Source organism: Hyphomonas oceanitis SCH89 (genome assembly GCF_000685295.1).
GTDB lineage: Bacteria > Pseudomonadota > Alphaproteobacteria > Caulobacterales > Hyphomonadaceae > Hyphomonas > Hyphomonas oceanitis.
This window is the reverse complement of record NZ_ARYL01000016.1, coordinates 80,106-97,132: the sequence shown is the minus strand read 5'-3', so window position 1 is coordinate 97,132 and position 17,027 is coordinate 80,106. Positions and strand designations below refer to the sequence as shown.

General features: G+C 59.8%; 15 protein-coding genes, 1 tRNA gene and 1 pseudogene. 10 read left to right on the top strand and 7 right to left on the bottom strand.

Annotated features, from left to right (window positions below; genetic code table 11):
• The 4 genes from HOC_RS22880 to HOC_RS11760 form a co-directional block, all read left to right on the top strand.
• Window positions 1-98, top strand: a 98-nt coding sequence (locus HOC_RS22880) for a DUF736 family protein (protein WP_162174834.1), incomplete at its 5' end; no start/stop codon positions are given.
• A gap of 19 nt (window positions 99-117) precedes the next feature.
• Window positions 118-315, top strand: a complete 198-nt coding sequence (locus HOC_RS11770) for a hypothetical protein (protein WP_035538754.1) — start codon at window positions 118-120, stop codon at window positions 313-315.
• Window positions 316-365: 50 nt separating this feature from the next.
• Window positions 366-743, top strand: coding sequence for an antitoxin Xre/MbcA/ParS toxin-binding domain-containing protein (locus HOC_RS11765; protein ID WP_035538752.1), 378 nt, complete (start codon window positions 366-368; stop codon window positions 741-743).
• Window positions 703-1,473, top strand: a complete 771-nt coding sequence (locus HOC_RS11760) for an RES family NAD+ phosphorylase (protein ID WP_035538749.1) — start codon at window positions 703-705, stop codon at window positions 1,471-1,473. The genes HOC_RS11765 and HOC_RS11760 overlap by 41 nt, the downstream gene beginning before the upstream one ends.
• 468 nt (window positions 1,474-1,941) lie before the next feature.
• On the opposite strand, the gene HOC_RS11755 is transcribed toward HOC_RS11760, so the two are convergent.
• On the bottom strand, window positions 1,942-3,483 hold the full coding sequence (locus tag HOC_RS11755; RefSeq protein ID WP_035538747.1) for a hypothetical protein: 1,542 nt from the start codon (window positions 3,481-3,483) through the stop codon (window positions 1,942-1,944).
• A complete protein-coding gene (locus tag HOC_RS11750; protein ID WP_035538745.1) occupies window positions 3,480-4,760 on the bottom strand; it encodes a trypsin-like serine protease in 1,281 nt (426 codons plus the stop codon). The genes HOC_RS11755 and HOC_RS11750 overlap by 4 nt, the downstream gene beginning before the upstream one ends.
• A 395-nt stretch (window positions 4,761-5,155) precedes the next feature.
• Here HOC_RS11750 and HOC_RS22705 point away from each other — a divergent pair.
• Window positions 5,156-5,303 (top strand): annotated as a pseudogene (locus tag HOC_RS22705) (IS5/IS1182 family transposase); the annotation flags it as partial.
• A gap of 173 nt (window positions 5,304-5,476) precedes the next feature.
• Here HOC_RS22705 and HOC_RS11745 read toward each other — a convergent pair.
• Together HOC_RS11745 and HOC_RS11740 are read right to left on the bottom strand one after the other, a co-directional pair.
• Window positions 5,477-6,916 carry a DUF6538 domain-containing protein gene (locus HOC_RS11745; protein WP_241766992.1) on the bottom strand — a complete coding sequence of 480 codons (1,440 nt, stop codon included), beginning with the start codon at window positions 6,914-6,916 and terminating at the stop codon, window positions 5,477-5,479.
• Between the two features lie 134 nt (window positions 6,917-7,050).
• Window positions 7,051-7,127 (bottom strand) — tRNA-Asp (locus HOC_RS11740).
• 164 nt (window positions 7,128-7,291) lie between these two features.
• Here HOC_RS11740 and HOC_RS11735 point away from each other — a divergent pair.
• Window positions 7,292-9,853 carry an AsmA family protein gene (locus HOC_RS11735; RefSeq protein ID WP_162174833.1) on the top strand — a complete coding sequence of 854 codons (2,562 nt, stop codon included), beginning with the start codon at window positions 7,292-7,294 and terminating at the stop codon, window positions 9,851-9,853.
• Between the two features lie 16 nt (window positions 9,854-9,869).
• On the opposite strand, the gene HOC_RS11730 is transcribed toward HOC_RS11735, so the two are convergent.
• The gene (locus HOC_RS11730; protein WP_051624811.1) at window positions 9,870-10,562 is read right to left on the bottom strand and encodes a DUF6134 family protein; all 693 of its coding nucleotides are present in this window, start codon (window positions 10,560-10,562) and stop codon (window positions 9,870-9,872) included.
• Window positions 10,559-11,113, bottom strand: a complete 555-nt coding sequence (locus HOC_RS21265; protein ID WP_051624810.1) for a cupin domain-containing protein — start codon at window positions 11,111-11,113, stop codon at window positions 10,559-10,561. The genes HOC_RS11730 and HOC_RS21265 overlap by 4 nt, the downstream gene beginning before the upstream one ends.
• Before the next feature lie 164 nt (window positions 11,114-11,277).
• Between HOC_RS21265 and HOC_RS11720 the strand changes: the two genes are divergently transcribed.
• The 4 genes from HOC_RS11720 to HOC_RS11705 are packed head-to-tail and all read left to right on the top strand — an operon-like array spanning window position 11,278 to window position 15,726.
• On the top strand, window positions 11,278-12,285 hold the full coding sequence (locus HOC_RS11720; RefSeq protein ID WP_035538741.1) for a cysteine synthase A: 1,008 nt from the start codon (window positions 11,278-11,280) through the stop codon (window positions 12,283-12,285).
• Window positions 12,286-13,128 (top strand): sulfurtransferase, encoded by an 843-nt coding sequence (locus tag HOC_RS11715; protein WP_035538739.1) that lies wholly within the window; start codon window positions 12,286-12,288, stop codon window positions 13,126-13,128.
• Window positions 13,128-14,282: a cystathionine beta-lyase gene (gene metC / locus HOC_RS11710; RefSeq protein WP_035538737.1), complete on the top strand. Its 1,155-nt coding sequence runs from the start codon at window positions 13,128-13,130 to the stop codon at window positions 14,280-14,282. The genes HOC_RS11715 and metC overlap by 1 nt, the downstream gene beginning before the upstream one ends.
• Window positions 14,283-14,289: 7 nt before the next feature.
• A complete protein-coding gene (locus tag HOC_RS11705) occupies window positions 14,290-15,726 on the top strand; it encodes an SLC13 family permease (RefSeq protein WP_035538736.1) in 1,437 nt (478 codons plus the stop codon).
• A gap of 264 nt (window positions 15,727-15,990) precedes the next feature.
• Here the strand turns inward: HOC_RS11705 and HOC_RS11700 are convergent, their stop codons facing one another.
• Window positions 15,991-17,010, bottom strand: coding sequence for an NADP-dependent oxidoreductase (locus tag HOC_RS11700; RefSeq protein WP_206741566.1), 1,020 nt, complete (start codon window positions 17,008-17,010; stop codon window positions 15,991-15,993).
• Window positions 17,011-17,027 lie beyond the last annotated feature (17 nt).

Genomic DNA, 17,027 nt, shown 5'->3' with positions numbered 1-17,027 from the left:
ATGATCCGAGTTTCGCCGCGCCCGTGCGCGCTGCCTTCTTCGAGAACGAGACAGACGGCACCGGCGTCATGATGTGGAAGCGTGCGGCGCCCGGCTAAGAGACAGGAGGGACCGATCATGAGCCTGACCTTGAAAGACCTTGAAGAGGGCCGCCGGATCGCAGCCCTGGTCGTGCGGCATTGCGGGGAGAAGTACTTTCCCCTGTTCGACCGGTTTGACCGGGAGGTTCAGAAACGCCGCTCGGCGACAGACAGGATTGAAGCCGCCCTCAGCCCGAGACCCCTGACTGACCAGGCAGAAAGACACCATTCTTGATTTCTTCAGAAATAAAACCTATATATTATTTCAATAGAAAGGATCGTGTCATGTCTCAGGTGCTTGCAGCCAGTATTGAAGAACGCGCCCGGGTGATGACCATGGCCGTTGTCCGGGCCGCCGAAAAGCTTGGTCTTTCAGGAAAAGACCTCGCCACGATTCTCGGCATTTCAGAACCGACAGTCTCGCGGATGCGCAAGGATGAGTACCGGCTCGAAGAAGGCTCCAAGGCCTTTGAACTCGGCGCGCTCTTTGTTCGCCTGTTCCGCTCGCTCGATGCGATCACTGGCGGCGATACACAGGTTTCGAATGCCTGGCTGCGCAATGAGAACCGGGCGCTTGGCGGCCGTCCACTTGATCAGATCAAAACGATTACGGGACTGACCCATGGCCTTGCCTATCTGGATTCAAGACGCGCTCCGCTCTGAGCGCACGAGTATCGAGCGGACCTACTGGCGCTGCGTGGAGGCCCAACATGTCGTCTCCACGCTTCAGCTTGTCGACACGCTGGACGAGCAAAGACTGCTTGAAGACATCCTTGAAGAGACCAAGCCCCCGGTTCCCCCGGAATGCCAGGGGCTGCACTATCTCTACATGACGCCGTTTCGCTATGGCCTTTATCCCAATGGCTCCCGCTTCCGCCGCGCCGGCCCAACACAAGGCGTCTACTACGTCTCCGATGACCCGAAGACCGCCATCATCGAAACAGCGTTTCACCTCCTGCTCTTCTACGCAGACTCGCCCGCCACGCCGTTTCCGTCGCGCCCCAGCGAACACACAGCCTTCGACGTCCCCGTCAGGACAGATGCCGCGATTGACCTGACCACCAGACCGTTCAGCACAGCAAACGACCTCTGGGCACACCCGTCAGACTACGAAGCCTGCCAGCAACTGGAAGAAGCCGCCCGCAAGGAAAGCATCGACCTCATCGGCTACGCATCCGTTCGTGATCCCGTGCACAAACCCAATGCGGCCATACTGACCTGTACAGCCTTCGCAGCGAAGGCCCCAACACAGAACCAGACCTGGCGTCTCCTGTTCAACAAGGCAGGCGTTCACGCAATCTGTGAGTTCCACGGACAGAAATTCAGCATGCCGCCACAATCATGGGAAGCAGATGATAGATTGTCCTCGTTCAGCTGGACCAGAACTGAATGATCTCAGAAACCGACATTGGTGGAGAGCCATTCGACGGGCTGGAAATCGCCGGTACAGCATTTTTGATTCCGGCGCATCGTTTACCTTCTCCGATAGAACAGAGTGCTGTCGCGCACTTTCGACAGGGTCATCTAAGCAACCTGAAGAACAAGAGATGTCGTTCAGATTCATGCCCCTGCAGCATCTAGCTGATCGATGTACTCTTTGCAGGTTGTTAGATAGTTCAATCGCCAAGGCACATGACGTCGCTGCATCTCGCATCTCCACAACATACTCTGCTTCGAAACATCGTTTGTCGCCGAGGCTGTTTGCGAGACCGGAAAGCCGGGCAAGTGCGCCCTTTTTGGCCCTTGCGCAGAGCCCAGCCGCAGCCATCGGGTCTCCCAGTGGGCTGCAGACCCAAGTCAAAGCATGCAACGCTCACGTCGTATTGTCATCGCCTCAGACGCGACAAAACCGCCGGCTCGTCTAATAGGGAGCCGGAGGCAAGTTAGGCTTATGTGTCAAGCCTTCAGCTTTAGTCAGCAGATCATTGTAGGCAACGATCAGCGCGCGTTGCTTAGCCGCGATGTCGCTTGCATCACCGGCGGTCTTAGCTTTCTCGTAAGCTGCAATCGCCTGGTCGTAGTCGAAGCGAGACAGACGATAGGCATTGTCAGCCAACAGAGTCGAGGCATCCGCCGTCACGCCAAGCTGCCCATTTAAATAGTTGGTGACGGCCGTATCCTGGGCGGCCTTAGCGCTCTTTAGCGCTTTCGCAACGGAGAGCCCGAAGGCATTCGCATCCCTCGTCTCGGAAAAAACGACGGTTGCGTTGTACGCACCAAGACCATCGCGGTCTCTTGGATTGGCGAGAGATATCCCTTTCTTGAGAAGCGCTGTCTCCTCTATAGTTTCTGTCTTCAGCTGGGTCAGCGCAGTGGCTTCCGCCCCAGCGGTCGCCGTGTCCTTGCAGTAGTCGATCTCCACCCGCTTACCCTTATGGTCCATCTCGCATTTGCGGAAGACAAGTTCGCTCTGCGTTTTGGCCAGTGCGTCCGATCTTGACTGCAGGCTCTTCACGGCGTCCGTTGCCTCCATCGCAGTATTCAGTTTGACGACCGTATCCCGGATCGCTTGAATGCCTTTGATATCTTCGGGCGACAATGTCGGCGCCGAGAGCAACAGGCCATCTGGAAGCGGTTCAATACGCACCTCGCCCGGCGTCATCGGGTTGCCGGCGAGAAGAAGCGGGTACGTCCACATCGACTTTCCCGGATCCCAGGCCGCGTCGAGCTGCAGCGTCACGGCGCCAAGCTTGAAATCCCTGCCAGCAACAGACTGATTATAGTACAGGAGCGCCGGTCGCGCATTATAGTAAACTTGCCGGAATGCGCTAGTTTCATCGAGCCGCATCTCAAACGCAGCATAGAAACGGATGGTCGTTATGGTTGCGGGAAGGTGCGGCTGAACGCTGGTGCGAATGGCAGAATCGATACCGGCTTTTGTTTGCTTTGAAATATCAACAGGTGTGATCCGGGTAGTTGCGGGCGCGAGCTGGGAGGCTGCCACCTCATCGACAACGATTGCGTGAATACAGCGGCTTGAGTATGCCACATTGTACTGGTGCCGACCAACCGGATTACCATCGGCTCCCAAAGCGTCGGCCGCCAAGAATTTCGACTGCGCCAAGAACATCGGACTGGAACTGGTCGCCCTTTCGACAGTTTTTGCTTCAGAGACCGCCTGTATGGCCGTACCCAGTTCATCGAGCCCGTTCTTGGCAAGCTCAATAGCGAACGGCGCGAAGAGATCGAGCAACACGGTTTCAGGGCCGGATTTCGCGGGTGTGGCTGTGCATGCTTCGCCCTCCTTGCCGATGATCGTATATGCCGCAAGTCTGGACTTTGGAGTAGCCGCACCTGTCGCGCCAGGCGCGGATGATGCGCAACCGGGCAGCAGCACGGCGAGGCTCAGCCCCGCGGCGCAGATGCACCTAATGTCAAAATGGCCGATTTTCGGCTTGGTCATTTCGCATACCCCCGTATAGAAAGATTTGTATCGTATACTGACGGAATCGTCGCTGAGCCTGGCGTTGCACAAGCTGCGAGCCCAGCTCCCCCACCCTGGACCTGGATGCCAGCGAGACTCGTGGCGCCTGCTTCATCAAGCGCCCAAACCGGTGCCCCGCTGTACATTTCAATGGACTGGCATTTCGTCAGCGCGCAGGCATTCTTTACCTGCGTGAATGAGCACGATGGCAGACTCCATCGCGCCTTCTGACGCCACCTTGGCAAGGTCGTCGCGCCAGCGGGAGTGACGAGATCATGGTACGAAAATATGACGGCCTCGCCGAACGGCGTGGGAGCCGTCTGCGCGACCTGTCCCGTGACCCCTGAGACCGGCGTTTTGAGGTCGAGAACCATGAAGTCGTCGCCGACATTTGTGCGTTTGAGGACTTCGGACACACCGTGCACGCTGGCGATGACATGACGAGTCTCAGGATCCTTCAGCGTTGCAAATTCGACCGCGCCCTGCGGAAGGCAAGCCGAGATGTCCCGCCATTCACTTTGACCGTTTATGAAGCAGTGCCTTGCGGTCATAATCCTGCCAGGCTCAATCACTACGGCGCTGCAGAAAATCTTGTCCGTCGAAGGGATGCCCTGAGCAATTATACCGCAAGTGGATTTGGCGTTGGTCATATTGATCGACAAGACGCCAGTGCGCGAGTTGATCGTTTCAAAATCGAAGGAGGAAGCACCCAGTGCTGGCGTGTCGCTGCGAAGGCAGGCGCTGTCATAAGAGAGAAGCGCAGCCACCGTGCCCGGGTCGCCGCCAGCAATTCTTGATTGAATTTCATAGATGCTGCAGGAGGACACATTCGTGCCCCTCGGACAGAGATTTGCGACAGCTTCAGCGCAGCTCTTCGCTACAGGCGACGTCGAGGCTTGAACAGCAGCACGGCAGAGTAACTGACCACGCGGCGTCGATGGCGGTAAGAAGTCGCCCTTCTTTAGGATCGGATCTATTACCTTTTCAGGACTTTGACTTTGCCACCGAAACGAAGTTTGCTTTTCAAGAGCTGAAGACGTCGTGATGCGCTCACGTAGAAGAGCGACGTCAATCTGAGCGACCTCTTGGCCGCTGCGGTCGATAAGCAGTGGTGCATGTCCCGGCTGCGAGCCTGAAAAACGCAGCAGCATGTCGTCTGGTGAAACTCTATCGCGGGTTTTGAATGGAACGACGAGATTTAGACTGCGCTGGAACTCCAGAAGCGAAACATCGAATGATGCAGCCTTGGCAAGCATCGCAGAAGATCTTGGTACGTCGGACTTCTCCGGACAAGTGCCGGTACAATCGCATAATTCAGCTGCAACTCGCGTGGCTTGGGCCATCCCCGCGTCGGCCAGTAGGAGACAAACAACAACAGCCAAAATCGCGCTTCTCATCGCGTACACCCCAAACGTGTACTGATGTTAACTAACCTCTCGCTTTCGTCAATCAAAAATTGACAGATTGTTGCCTTTGTCGTTGTTCGAGTCGGGTGCCACCGACGGTTTCCCGCTACTGCTTCATCGGTCCTGCAGCGCACTGGCCACGCAGTGCGGCGCCGACCACTGCAGGAGACTGGACCGATTGCGGTAGCGATACCCCAGTGATTTCATTGCAAGGCCGTCGCCGATTGACAGCAACGGCCCAACTCCGATCGGTTCAGGAGGAGGCCCGTTATATTGCCCGGCGCATCCAAGGCTTCAAGCGCCTATGCCACGTTCAGACGCGAGCGGGAAAAGGTCGAGATGTTGTTCACCCACCTCACAAGCATCCTCAAGCTCGACCGCCTACACCTTAGTTGACCAAGTGGGGCACAAGACGAGTTCCTCCTCGCTTCTACAGCATGGAACCTGAGGTAACTCGCCAAGCTACCAATCCCCGTCTACTTATTGGTACCCGGATGACGCACCGCCTCCATCATTCAGTATCTCGGTTGCCCACAACAGCCGACTTGTTCAACACTATCGCGTCCCTAACTGCCGTCCAGACCACCACCCAGGGCCCACCCCGCATTCTCCCGCTCAAACAGCTCCATCACCCGCGCATCAAACGGATGCGCAATCTTGAGCAACTCGTCCCGCCTGTATGCGAGTGACCCGCCATCCCCATAAACCGGCCGTGTCGTCTTGTGGCCCATGAGGAGGCAGCGCAGGCCGTAATCGATATTGGCCTCCTGCATGCGTTTTTCGAATGCGTGTCGGAACGAATAGATCTTGTGATCCGGGGACTCCAGCAGGCCGCGATTGCGGAAGTTCTTCATCATGTTGGCGGAGAAGAGCTCACCCTTGTCATAATAGTGCGCGAAGGCGCGAGGGGCGGCCCGTCTGGCCGCCTCAAGGGAGATACCCACCAGAGGAATATCCCGCTCGGATGTGTCTGTTTTGACTTCCCTGTCTGTGCGGGCCTTGATCGAGATGTACGGCACGGGCTCCTCGATATGGAAGTCTTCGACCCGCAGGTTGATGATCTCACTGGGCCGGCAACCTGTCTCGATCAGCATCAGGGTGATGAGCTGCAATTCCGGGCGCCATTTGCGTGTTGCGCCAGGCGCGAGCACCTTCGTCCGGACCCATTCGCTTGAGTAGGGTGGCACTTCGGCGCGCGCCTTTGCTTTGAAATGCATGTTCCGGAATGGATTGGGCCGCTCTTCCTCGCCGACATGCTTGAAATAGTCGCCGTAGAGCGAGCGGATGTTTCCGATGTGGCGATTGGCCGTGTTGGGCGCGACGGGCGAGACTTTCCCGTCTTTGGGTTTAACCTGCTTTGCCCAGTGCTGCTGGTATTTCAGCGCGAGTGCACGCGTGATCTCTTCCAGGGCGATGTCGCCGGCAAAATCGATGAAGTACTGGATAGATGTCCGCTTGGTCTTCTCCCAGGACGCTCGCTGGTTTGGCGACTTGTAGAGTTGGGCGTTGTAGGCGATCTCGCTCAGATAGACCTCGAAGGCATCCGAGACCGGGATCGTGGGTTTCGTCGCACCACCCAGCAAAGCCTCAGCGTCCCGCTCCCTCGGAATCTCAGCCGGTCCGGCCTGTGTGTGGACAGCAAGCAAACGCGCGAGCGTTTCTTCCAGCGACGCCTCGGTGGCGAGATGATCGATCGGCTTGTAGGTGAACCCGCATGCCAGCGCCTTCACCGTCGCCATCCTGTAGCGACGAGATATCGCTTCCGAGACTTCGCGGTTCGTTGCCGGACCAGCTTCCTCTGCAATCTGGAGCGAGGCCCAGTAGTGATCGTCGGCCTCCGCCAGCAGGTCCCGTTTATACCGCGCCTGCTCCACGGAGGTCGTGCCAAGCGACTCCTTGATTCGCCTGCGCGTATCGAGGTGAGCACACCTGGTCGGGACCCGGCGATTGTACCACCAGACCCGGCCTCTTCGCTCGAGGTAAGAATTGTCTTCGACGCGCTTCATGACATCGGCCATTGGTCCACAAAATGGTCCCAATTTGGTCCACAATTTCCGGCCATTTCAGACAAAGAAAAGCAACCGGATCTGTTAAATCCGTTTGCTTTCAATGTCTTATATGAAGTCCATTTCGAGAGAAATGGCGCGAGTGACGGGACTTGAACCCGCGACCTCCGGCGTGACAGGCCGGCACTCTAACCGACTGAGCTACACCCGCGTATTTTCTTCAGCCGCAAGGCGGCGAAGCGCCTCTCTAATCAAGCGGGGATGGACGGTCAAGCGCGTAACGTCAGGCTATTTTCGATTATCTGCTATTCTCTGGTCATTCATCGGTCACATTATACAATTATCGGATTGGTTCGCAGCAAACAGGACGGCCACATGAAACGGATATTGCTTATTATCGCAGGGATTGTCGGCCTGCTTGCGGTGGCGGCACTGGTGATTCCCTTCCTCGTGCCCAAGGATGTTTATCGCAATCAGATCGAAAAAGCCGCGACGAACGCCCTGCAACGCGAGGTGACCCTGACAGGCGACGTCAAAATCTCGGTCTTCCCCCGAATCGCCGCCAGCATCGGCGGCGTGACGGTGGCCAACCCTGAAGGCTTTGATCGTCCGAACATGATCGAGGCCGGCGAACTACGTGGATCGGTCAAATGGCTGCCCCTCCTCTCGCGGCGCGTCGATGTGCAGGAGATTGCCTTCGTCGATGCCAATGTCGACCTGCACCGTCTGGCAGACGGCAAAGCCAATTGGGAGTTCGCCACGTCTTCCGAGCCCAAGGAGACAAATGAAAGCTCCGGTGGCGGCTTCGATGCGGGCATTGCCTCCGCCCGGCTTGAAAATGCCAGCCTCACCTATCGCGACGATGCGGCCGGCAGCACCTATGAACTGAAGGAGCTGGACCTGCAGGCCTCCATGCAGGCGATGAACCAGCCCGTGGACATCAAGGCATCCGGCCTTTTCCAGGGCGAAAAATTCGACGTCACCCTCGATCTCGATTCCCCTGAGGCCCTGACGAGCAACTCACCCGCATCCGCCAAGCTCAGCCTGAAGTCAGGCCTTGTGAATGCCGACTATGATGGCAGCATCACGATGGGCGACGCGTCGGCCCTTGCCGGCACGCTGAGCCTCTCGGCCCCCAGCATTGCCGATCTAACCAAGTTTGCCGACGTGGAGATGCCATACAATGTCGCCCCACTCGGTGGCGCAGACGTGAAGGCGACGCTTTCAGGCTCGCTTGAGGCGCCTCAGATCACGTTCGAAACCCTCACCATCAAAGGCAAGCTGATCGACGCTGGCTATACCGGCACGGTCTCCCTCGGTGAGGCAATCACGGTAGACGGGCAGCTCTCCGCTGTCCTCCCGCAGGCTGGGGATCTCGCCGCCGAGATGGGGATTGAGATTCCAGCGAGCGATGCGCTTGAGCGCGTAGAGCTTAAGGGCGCCATCAAAGGCCCGGTCGATGCGCTGAACCTCGCAAATCTCGACGTGAAGCACACCGGCGCTCTCCTCAATGCAAGCTATATGGGGGCCGTCGGCCTTGGGGGCGACGGCACAGTCAATGGTCAGGTCAATGCCTCCAGCAACGAACTGCGCGCCCTGCTCAAGGCGGCTGACGTGGAGATGGCGCCCGGCGAGACGCTAAAAACCTTCAAGGTCGACAGCGCCATCAAGGGCAGCTTCAAGAAGCTGAACCTGACCGGCCTGACGCTTACGCTCGACGATATTACGGGCAAGGGCACGGCAGGGGTCGACCTCACCGGCGAACGGCCGAAAATCACCGGCGACCTCGACATGGGCCCGCTCGATCTCTCGCCTTTCCTTGGCGAAGGCGACCCGGCCGAAAAGCCCGCCACAGCCAATTCCGGCTGGAGCAAGGAGCCGCTGGATCTCGCAGGCCTCAAGGCCGTCGACGCAGACATCAAGATAAAGACCAGCGCCCTCACGATCGGCAAGGTCAAGCTGACCGATGCTGCCCTCTCGACCACGCTGAACAATGGCAAGCTCGCCACCGACCTTTCCCAGTTCAAGGCCTTCGGTGGCAACTGGAACGGCAAGTTGAACGTCAACGCACAGGGCGCCATGCCTGCCATGGACTTCACGATGAATGGCAGCGGCGTCGGTATGTCGAGCCTGCTCGGCACGCTCGCCGGCTTTGACAAGCTGACCGGCACCGGCGGCTTCCAGCTCACGGGCGCGGCGACCGGCAACTCGCTCTATGACATCGTCAATGCGCTGGACGGCAAGGTCACCACGAACCTGACGGACGGCGCCCTGAAGGGTCTGAATGTCGCCCAACTGGTGCGAAGCGCCCAGTCACTGCAAAGCGCTCTGACAACCGGCAGCCTCGCCAATCTCGACTTCTCGTCGGCCCTCTCGCCATCCGCCGAGACAGACTTCACGAGCTTCGACACGGTGCTCACCATCACGGATGGTGTCGCCAATGTGGACTTGATGAAACTGATCAACCCGGTCCTCGGCATTGACGGGTCCGGCAAGATCAACATTGGCGGCCAGTCGCTGGACGTCCGCCTCGCCACGAGTGTCGACAAGAAGGGCCAGGGCGACGGCAGTGTCATCCAGCTGAACGGCATTCCGGTGCCTGTGCGCATTTCGGGTTCGTGGACCAAGCTCAAGGTCTCGCCGGATACGTCCGGCATCCAGTCGGCCCTCAAGGCGGAACTCGGCAACAAGCTGAAGGACGAACTGACAGGCAAGCTCGGCGGCGATGCAGGCGCAATCCTCGGCACGGTTCTCGGCGGCAATCAGGCACAGCCCGCACCCGCCACCGACGGCGCAGCCACGGAAACCGTGGAGCCTGATACCAAGGCACCCACAATCGAGGACGCGGCCGAGAAAGCCGCCATCGACGCTCTGGGTGGCCTGTTCAACAAGAAGAAAAAGAAGGAAGAGCCTGCGCCGGCGCCGGAGAGCGAATAGCCTCTGGCCTACGGGCTTAGTAGGGCTGGGTCAGCACGTAATCGATCTGTTGGTCACGGGCGACGAAGGACAACTTCACCCAGCGGCCCTGATCATCATACCAGAGATCGACGTCGATGGCGGAGTCCATGAGGTAATGGTGCGCGTCAACCGGCTTTCCGGCCACGGTGACCGTGTCCATGCCCTTGTCGATGACTTTGACCTTCAGTAGTTCGCCGTCCTCGGTCGAGAGAAGCTCTTTCGCCTGGGTCTGCGCAAAGTTCCAGTGGCTCGATGGCAGGATGCCAAGCGGCGCCTCGCCCGTATATTCGGTGCCGTTTACCTCAAGCTCATCGCCCGCCCGCACGGCGCTGACCGAGCCATCCTTGCCATTGTCATCCACGGCGCCTTTCAGGGCGACGAGCGTGCCGTCTTTCCATGTTTCAGTGGCATCCAGTTCGTAGTGAAACACCGTGATCGGGCCGAGCCCGGCCTTCAGACGCACATCAGTTGTGGCCTTCAATGTGCCGTCTGGGGCAACGGTAAAGGAAACCGTATGGGTGCCGAACGGCTTGCCCTTCCGCAGAACATCAAAGGCAATGCGGTCGCCGTCCTGTGGCTGCCAGGGGTTTTCCGTGACCAGTCCGGGACCAGACGCAGGTATATTGTCGGCCCATGCAGGCCCAAGCAGCAGGGAAAGCGCGACCGTTGTGAAGGCGTGTCTGATCATCGGAACAGGTTCCAGAGAGGGTGGCTGGTTTCGGCAATAAAGCAGATGCACGTCTCGTCACCGACTGCAGCGGGCTTGTGGCGTTTTCCGGGTTCACCGAGAACGAGGTCCCCCCTTTTGTAGACGCCATGCCCATCGCTGAACTGGCCCTGGAGGACGACCGTCGCTTCAAGAGACCCATGGCCATGGGCCGGAGCAGACTGGCCGGGTTTCAGCTTGATGAACTTGGCGCCCGTCGTGCCGGTGGTTGCATAGGAAATGCCGGAAATGCCGCGTTTCCATTCCAGAGACGACTCGGCCATTGCCAGCAGATCCCGGGCGCTTTGCGCCATTTTGCGGGCCTTGCGGCGCCATGGCTTGGCTTTTTGGGTATTGGTCGGCTCGGATGGCGGGCGCTGTTCGAGCATCGCGCCGCCAATAACGGACCAAAGCCAGGCCGTTTCGGCCCCTTTCGGGTTCAGCAACATATGCATGTCGCCCGCCAGCTCAAGCGCGCCGTCATGATTTCCGGCTGCATGATCCAGCATGAAGGAGGCGTAGGATTCGGTCATCGGCGGGGGCGGCCTTTTAGGGTAAATAAATGGTTTCAAGTCTTGTACGGCACGGACGGGCATATGGATCACTTGCGCAAGCATGGCTGCAGCAGTTGTGCATTGGGCCGCCGCACCCTAGCTTGATCGGGCACCGCCACCTCAAACCAACCGGACCTTCCCGCATGACCACACATCGCTCAGTCATTGACCTGATCGGAAATACGCCGCTGCTGCGCCTAAACAAGGTTTCAGATGAAACCGGGTGTGAAATTCTTGGAAAGTGCGAGTTTCTCAACCCCGGCCAGTCGGTCAAGGATCGACCCGCGCTGGGCATTGTCCGCGACGCTGAAGCGGCCGGCCAGCTGAAGCCCGGCGGCACGATTGTCGAAGGCACAGCTGGCAATACGGGCATCGGGCTGGCGCTGGTGGGCGCGGCGCTTGGCTACCGCGTCGTGATCGTCATGCCCCGCACCCAGAGCCAGGAGAAGAAGGACGCCATTCGCCTGCTCGGCGCCGAGCTGATTGAAGTGGACGCCGTGCCCTATGCCAATCCGAACAATTACATCAAGTTTTCCGGCCGCCTCGCCGAAGACCTCGCCAAGTCGGAACCAAACGGCGCCATCTGGGCCAACCAGTTCGACAATGTGTCAAACCGCAAGGCGCATTACGACACGACAGGTCAGGAGATCTGGACCCAGACCGACGGCAAGCTCGACGCCTTCATCTGCGCCGTCGGTTCCGGTGGCACGCTGGGCGGTGTCTCGCTGGCGCTGAAGGAGAAGCGCAAGTCGGTGCAGATCGGCCTTGCCGATCCGGGCGGCGCAGCGATGTACGAATACTTCACCAATGGCGAGTTGAAGTCCGAAGGCACCTCGATCACGGAAGGCATCGGCCAGGGGCGCATCACGGCCAATCTCGAAGGCATTGAGGTCGACCGCGCCTATCGGTGCAGCGACGCCGAAGCGCTCCACATACTTTTCGACCTCGTGCAGACGGAAGGGCTTTGCCTTGGCGGCTCAGCGGGTATCAATGTGGCAGGCGCCGTAAAAATGGCGCGCGACCTGGGACCGGGTCATACGGTCGTGACGATGCTGTGCGACTATGGCAACAGGTACCAATCGAAACTTTATAATCCGGAATTCCTTCGGTCGAAGGACCTGCCGGTGCCACCGTGGATGGAGACGAAATAGATGGAGTCAGGCGATCCCCTCGTCAGCGCCGAATGGCTGCTTGAAAACTTTGATGCACCGGATGTGCGTGTGCTCGATGCGACCTATTTTGCCGACTTCACCAATCCGCCCGAGACGGGACGACAAGTTTGGGCGCGCGGCCATATTCCGGGCGCCACCTTTTTCGATATCGACCATGTTGCCGATGACACGTCGCCCTACCCGCACATGCTGCCCGATGCCGTGAAGTTCTCGTCGCGCATCCGTAAGCTGGGCGTCGGCGATGGTAACCGCATCGTCGTGTACGACCAGAACCGGTTCTTCGCCTCAGCGCGTGTCTGGTGGATGCTGCGCGTGATGGGCCATACCGATGTCCATGTGCTGGATGGCGGGCTGGCCGCATGGGTGGAAGCCGGCGGAGAGCTGGAAGACATGCCGCCCATGGTCAGCGAACGCCATTTCACGCCGCGCGTTCGCAGCGATCTCGTGATGGATGCCGCAGGCCTCGAAAAGGCCGTTGGCTCGGCGCGTCTGGCAATCATCGACTCGCGGCCGGACGGGCGGTTTTTCGGCCGCGTGCCGGAGCCCCGCGAAGGGCTGAAATCGGGTCATATACCCGGCAGCATGAACCTGCCTGGCAGCGCCCTGATCACCGAAGACGGCCACATGAAATCAGCCAAGCAGCTGGCAGGCCTGTTTAAGGACCCGATGGCACCGACGGTCACAACGTGCGGTTCGGGCGTTACCGCCGCCGTCACGGCGCTGGCCCTGGCTCGCCTAGGCAACTGGGATGTCGCTGTGTATGACGGATCGTGGACCGAATGGGCCTCCGACCCGTCCCGCCCGATTGCGACCGAAGCCTGATGAAGCATCTCGAAACGCGACTGATCCACACGCGGCGCGACCGGCTGGGGCGTGTCACGGTAAACCCTCCCGTGGAGCGCGCCTCGACGGTGCTGTTCGATACGGAAGACGCGCTCTACGGCCCGAAGCCCACCTATGGCCGCATGGGCCTGACGGTGCACCGCGAGCTGGAAGCGGCCATGTGCGAGCTGGAAGGCGCGAGCTATACGCGCCTCGCGGCCAACGGCCTGCAGGCGTGCACGCTGGCGATCGCAAGCTGTGTGCGCGCCGGGGACCATCTGCTCTTCCCGGACTCTTCCTATGGCCCTACGGCCCGCTTCTGCGAACGCCGCCTGCCCGCCATGGGCGTCAAGACAGACCGTTATGATCCACGCATCGGCGCCGGGATTGCCGACTTGATCCAGGAAAACACGAAAGCGATTTTCCTCGAATCGCCGGGCTCGCTGACCTTCGAAGTCAGCGACACGCCAGCCATTGTTGAAGTGGCGAAGGCACGCGGCATTCGCACGATCATGGACAATACATGGGGCGCCGGCCTGCATCACCAGCCGCTGGCGCTGGGCGTGGACCTCTCGGCACAGGCCCTCACGAAATACCCGGCGGGCCATTCCGATGCCTTTGGCGGCGCGGTCATGACCTGCGATAATGCCATGGCCGGACGGCTCGAAGCCCTCGCCGAAGACTGGGGCATCAGCCTCGCGCCGGACGACGCCTATCTCTGCGTGCGGGGCCTGCGTACCCTGAAGACCCGTCTGAAAGCGCACGAAGCGGCCGGGCTCGCCATATCCGAATGGCTCGAATCGCGCCCCGAAGTCGCCGAGGTGCTGAACCCGGCTTTGCCGTCGCATCCGGACCACGCAATCTGGCAGCGCGACTTCAGCGGATCCAACGGATTGTTCGGAATCGTCCTCAATCCGGTGCCTGAAGGCGGTCTCGAACGCTTTTTTGAGGCAATGCACCTGTTTTCCATGGGATTCTCGTGGGGAGGCTTTGAGAGCCTGATCATTCCGTGCGACCACCAGCTGACACGCATGCAGGGGAGCTGGACCGAGACCCGATCCGGCCCATTGCTGCGCATTCATATTGGACTGGAGGCCGTTGACGATCTCGTCGCGGACCTTACAGCGGGCCTTAAGGCCATGACGGGGAGCTGAACGCACTATGGGGGCACAAAAAATCGGACTGATCCTCGGACCAGTATTGGCCGGGATCATGCTTCTATTCGGTCCGCCTGACGGCCTGACGACAGCCGCCTGGTATACGGGCGCGCTGATGGTGTTGATGGCGACATGGTGGGCGACCGAGGCCATCCCGATTCCAGCCACATCGCTGCTGCCGCTCGTTATCCTGCCGCTGATTGGCGCGGGCACACCGAGACAGGTGGGCGCGGACTATGCGAGCTACATCGTCCTGCTTCTGCTGGGCGGGTTCATCATTGCCATGGGCATCGAGCGCTGGGACCTGCACAAGCGTATCGCGCTGAACGTTATCTCGCAGGTCGGGGCGGCGCCCAAGGCGCTGATCTTCGGGTTCATGCTGGCAACGGCGCTGCTGTCGATGTGGATATCGAACTCTGCGACGACCCTGATGATGATGCCAATTGCGCTCTCGGCGGCTCAGACGCTCGGCGACAAGAGTGGGCGGTTCGCCACAGCCCTGTTGCTGGGTATTTGCTATGCTGCCTCCATTGGCGGTGTGGCGACGCCTATCGGGACGCCGACGAACCTGATCGCAATCAACTGGCTGCAGGCCGAGATGGGCGGGAATATCGGCTTCCCGCAATGGATGGCCTTTGGTGTACCGGCGGCAGCCCTGATGGTGCCCGCAGCGTGGTGGATCCTCACCCGGTCCCTGCCCCGGTTCGAAGGCGGAGAGGATGTGCGCGACCGCGTGCGCAAGGATATACGCGGGCTCGGGCGGATGACGCAGCCGGAAACGCGGGCCGCGATTGTATTCGGTTTTGTCGCGCTGCTCTGGGTGTCGCGGCTCTGGCTTGTCGACCTGCTGGATGCGATGGGCTGGGGCACACTGGCTGCCTTTGGCGGCGCTGAAGTGGACATGATGATCGCCATGGCCGGCGCCGTGATCATGTTCCTCGTGCCCGCTGGTGGCGGCGAGAAGCGGATGTTGCTGAACTGGGAAGAAGCCGAACGCCTGCCTTGGGGCGTGCTGGTTCTGTTCGGTGGCGGCATCGCGCTGGGCAACGCGATCTCGCGCACGGGCCTGTCGGAATGGCTGGGGAACCAGCTGTCCATCATGGAATCCTTCCCGCCGATCCTGTTCATCGCTGTTGTCGTGGCGTTGGTCCTGTTCCTGACCGAGCTGACCAGCAATGTCGCGACGATGACGACACTGGCGCCCATTCTCGGGGCACTCGCGGTCGCCGTGGGCATGGCGCCTGCCAGCCTGCTGGGTCCGGCCGCCGTAGCCGCTTCCTGTGCGTTCATGCTACCGGTCGCGACAGCGCCGAACGCCATCGTCTACTCAACGGGGCAGATACAGATCCAGGACATGGTGAAGCGCGGATTGCGTGTGAACCTGATGGGAATCCTGATCATCACCCTGATCGGCTATTTCATCGCGCCATTGGTGCTTTAAAGCCGGGCTTCGCGTGCAGCCCCCCCACTTGCAAGGGTGAGGGACGTGGGGGGACTCCGCTGCAGGCCAGGGGTGAGGTTTGGAGGTACCAGCAGCGGGAACACGAAAGAATGTGACACCTTCCGGGGTAGGATCCGGTCGGCATCACATGACTAAAACGGTCAGATGGGGATTACCCGTCGCTGTACGAGACGCATTTATTGTAACTTTTTTGTCATTAAAAAGATGTCATGTCCTGCAGCTTCCACTACAGGACACACCACCTCATGACTTGTTCGGCTCGTCGCTGACCTGAACCACGAGCTTGCCGAGGTTCTTGCCCTCGAACAGGCGTGACAGGCTGGAAGGCGCGTTCTCGAGACCGCGGACAACATCCGTCTCGAACTTGAGTTTCCTCTCCATCAGCCACTGGGCCATCTGCTGGATGCCCTCGGCAAAGCGCGGGTAATAGTCGATCACGATGAAACCCTTCACCAGCGTGCGGCGCATCAGCAGGTTGGCGAAATTATAGGGGCCGGGCACCGGGTCCGTGGCGTTATACGTGGAGATCAGGCCGCACAGCGGCATACGGGAGAAGTCGTTGAGGCGGGCGATGACCGCGTCCATGATTTCGCCGCCGACATTCTCGAAGTTGATGTCGATACCATCGGGGCAATGCTTGTCCAGCATCGCGCCGACGTCTTCCTTCTTGTAATTGATCGCCGCATCAAAGCCGGCGGTTTCGACCAGCCATTTGCACTTGTCGTCAGAACCAGCGATGCCGACGACGCGGCAGCCTTGAATTTTGGCGATCTGGCCGACCATGGAGCCGACAGCGCCTGCAGCGGCAGAGACGACAACGGTTTCGCCCTCTTTCGGCTTGCCGATGTCCATGAGGCCGAAATAGGCCGTCATGCCGGTTGCGCCGATGGGGCCCATGAAAGCCGTGAGCGGCACGCCGGGCAGCTGGGGCATCTTGGCAAGGCCCGCGCCGGGCAGCGTGTTATAGAGCGACCAGTGGGCGAGGCCGGTATTGACGATATCGCCCGGCTCCAGTCCGTCGAAACGGCTCTCCGTGACGAGGCCAAGGCCGCCGCCGCGCATCGGGTCTCCCAAGCCGACGGGCGGCAGGTAGGCGTCCATGTCGCTCATCCAGATACGGTTCGTTGGGTCGAGCGACAGATAGATCGTGCGGGCGCGAACTTCGCCCTCATTCAGGGGCGCAAGCGGCGCCTCGACCAGTTCGAGATCGGTCTCCTTCACTTCGCCGACAGGCCGCGCGCGCAGTATCCAAGTCTTGTTCATCTCGGTCATTCTTGTTC